4 protein-coding genes are annotated in these 3108 nt (G+C 52.3%); 1 reads left to right on the plus strand and 3 read right to left on the minus strand.

The annotated features are described in order from the left end of the window. The coding region (locus tag HZA49_07000; GenBank protein ID MBI5779188.1) for a hypothetical protein at positions 1-969 on the plus strand (969 nt) is incomplete at its 5' end. Between the two features lie 142 nt (positions 970-1111). Here the strand turns inward: HZA49_07000 and murI are convergent. From murI to HZA49_07015, 3 genes are all read right to left on the minus strand, one after another. Next, positions 1112-1915 (minus strand): glutamate racemase, encoded by an 804-nt coding sequence (murI, locus tag HZA49_07005; GenBank protein ID MBI5779189.1) that lies wholly within the window; start codon positions 1913-1915, stop codon positions 1112-1114. Between the two features lie 68 nt (positions 1916-1983). Next, positions 1984-2598: an N-acetyltransferase gene (locus tag HZA49_07010; GenBank protein MBI5779190.1), complete on the minus strand. Its 615-nt coding sequence runs from the start codon at positions 2596-2598 to the stop codon at positions 1984-1986. Positions 2599-2666: 68 nt separating this feature from the next. Then, positions 2667-3108: ABC transporter permease (locus tag HZA49_07015; protein MBI5779191.1), on the minus strand; the 442-nt coding region annotated here is incomplete at its 5' end.

The raw sequence follows: 3108 nt of genomic DNA on the forward strand, positions 1-3108 counted from the left end.
ATTATTTTGAACGCCTGGGAAATCCGGGAAATCTATGATGAATTGCTGAAAGACTATAAAGACTCTTACAGCCAGTTATGCGGCAAAAAAAACCCCTGGCCCCTGCTCATCGAAGCCCGCATGTCCGGAGTGGAAATCAGTTTTACAATTTTTGTGGATAAAAAAGGAAATTACCAGCTTCTGCCCACGGCCATGGACTACCCGGAGAGGTTTGCGGGGCCGCCGGGCATGGACAACCCCATCACCGGGGGCATGGGGTCCATCTCCCCCCACCCCCTGGAATCCCCGGCCTTAATGGCCCTGGCCGAAGAAAGCATCGCCCGGCCCCTGATCAAAACCATGCAGGAGCGGGGCATCCTGCGCCCCTGCGTCCTTTATCCCGGCTGCTTCGCCTCTTTTGACCACAATTTCCAGCCCCGGGCCGTGCGGGTCTGCGAAATCAATATTCGCCCCGGGGAGCCGGGGTTTCAGCCCATCGTCAAAAGGCTCCGCAACCTGGGTCCACTCCTGGTGGCCATGAAAGAGGGCCGCCTCCAGGAAGTCGCCCCGGAGGTGAGGGCGGACCAGATTTCCCTGTGCCTGGCCCTGGTCACCGGCCCCGGCGGCCCCAAGCAGCAGAAGGGCTATCCCTGGTCCCTGACCAATGGGGAGGTCCTGGAGATGGATTTCGATTATTTCGAGAAAAAGAAGATCACCGTCATCCCGTCGGCCATGGATTGCACGGAAGAAGGCGTCTTCAAGTCTGACGGCTCCCGGGTGGCCTACCTGGTGGCCAACGCCACGGTGAAGGCGGGCCAGAAGCGGGGCCAGGTGGTGGAAAGCCTGCGGCAGCGGCTGCTGAACGCGTTTGACCAGGGAAAAATCCGGGTGATCCCCCGGGAGAACGACCAGGGTAACCGGTTGGCATTAAGACGGGACATCGGGCTGCATTATCAAAAAGCGGAGTTGTTGGCGCCTGGGGATATGTAGCGAACCTTGGGTTTGTCCGGAAAAGATTCACCACAAAGACACAAAGACACAAAGACACAAAGTTACACAGAGATAATTTTTATTTTTGGCGGCGAGCCGCCAAAAATAAAAATTATCTCTGTGCCTTTGTGGTAAAATCTTTTTATAACTCCACCACTTCGGGCGTCAGGGCCTGCCCCATGAAGAGGCTGGCCAGTTGCTGGAACCTGGGCGTGAGGTCGGTGGTGAGGTAGCGGCGGCTGCCGCTTCGGCTGAGGCGGGTTTCCATTTCCGGGTGTCGTTGCAGATAATCCACTAATTTGGCTGCAGTTACTTTACCGGAGCAGATCAGTTCCAGGTTGTCCCCCATAAGGGCCCGGACCTGGTCTATCAAAATGGAGTAATGGGTGCAGCCCAAAATCAGGGTGTCCACCCGGGCCGCCTTCAAGGGCGCCAGGTAGCGCTTGAGAATCATGTCCGTGCCTTCCCATTCCTGCTCCCCGGATTCGATGAGAGGCACCAGTAAGGGGCAGGCCTGCTGCACCACTTCCACTTCGGGGTCCAATTTCTTCAGCTCGATATCGAAAGACCGGGAAGTCACGGTGCCTTCGGTGGCCATGACGCCGATGCGCTTGCCCTGGCTCCGGGCCAGGGCCTCTTCCGCGGTGGGAATCACTACTCCCAAAACTCGGCGTTCGGGATAATGGATCGGCAAATAAATCTGTTGGATGGTGCGCAGGGCCTTGGCCGAGGCCGTGTGGCAGGCCAGGATGATGAGATTACAGCCCTGACGGAATAAAAAATCCACCGCCTGGGCGGTGAAGCGGACCACCACTTTATCCGAACGGGTGCCGTAAGGGATACGGGCATTGTCCCCCAGGTACAGATAATCGTACTGGGGTAGGGCCTGCAAAAATTCCCGCAGGACCACTAGCCCGCCGAAACCAGAGTCGAAGACACCGATCATCTTCTTTAATGCAGAGGCGCTTAGGGCCGCAGCCCCTCCCGCAACCTCCTCCCCCAACCCTTTTTTGTTTAGGGTTGCTTCAGTTGAGTATCTGTAACACGCTTCTCTTTGGGAGGAAATTCTTTTTCGAAAATCTCCAGTTCATCTTTTTCTATGGCAAAAACCTTATCTTCATAAAACTTGCCGGAAATCCCATTCAGACCGCCATCATAAAGCTCCAAGGCCATAAATTCCTCAAAATTTCCACCCGATGATGTTTGAATCCCATATTCCTTGGCGTTTACAAAGCCAAAGCGATGATAATAATTCGGGTTTCCGAAAATAATTATGGCCTTATATCCCAACTGCTTTGCCTTGGCGATAGAATAATTCATTAATAAAGAACCAATCCCTTTTCCTTGATAAGCTGGTAATACTCCAATCGGCCCCATACACAGGACTTCAAATTCATTATTTTCATCATTGATTAATTTTGCTTTTGAATAGATTATATTGCCGACGATATTATCATCATCACATGCAACAAAAGACAATTCATTTACAAATGCAGGTACTTGTCTTATTTTATGAACCAGCAGATGTTCATCACATCCAGGTTTATATACATTCCAAAATGCTTCTCTTGTCAGATATTCAACATTTCGATAATCAATTTGTTCTTCCAATCTAATTGATATGTTCATCTCATCTCCTTCTGTAAAATAAGCAACATATAGATTACGTTGTTGCAATACTATTGTTCAAAAATGCTTTATTCCGATAGTCTTAGCAAAGTCCCCCGCTGCAACGCCGAGCTCAAAGTGTAATGCACCAAGGCGTAACAAACGCACAAATATATCACGCTTAGGGAGAAGCCGTAAAGCAGGGGATGGGGGTAGTGCAGGGGGAAGCCGTAGAAGTGCCGGAAATATTCCAAAAAATAGGTCAGGGGGATGATTTGGGCCAGTTCCTGGACCCCCGGGGGCAGAACGCTCACCGGATAGTAGAGACCGCATAAAAGGAGCATCAGGTAGGAGAAGGCCCAGGCCGCGACTTCGGCCCGCTGCCCGAACCAGAGCACCAGGGCCAGGACTAAAGCGCCGATGATGGCCGCGCTCAGAAACATTCCCGCCAGGAAAATGAGTAAACCCATGGCCCCGGGCCGGCTCAGGTCCATATCAAAGAGCCACATGCTGAGTAAACCCATGACCACA

It is taken from the genome of Planctomycetota bacterium (genome assembly GCA_016235865.1).
In the GTDB taxonomy this organism is placed as follows: Bacteria; Planctomycetota; MHYJ01; order JACQXL01; family JACQXL01; genus JACRIK01.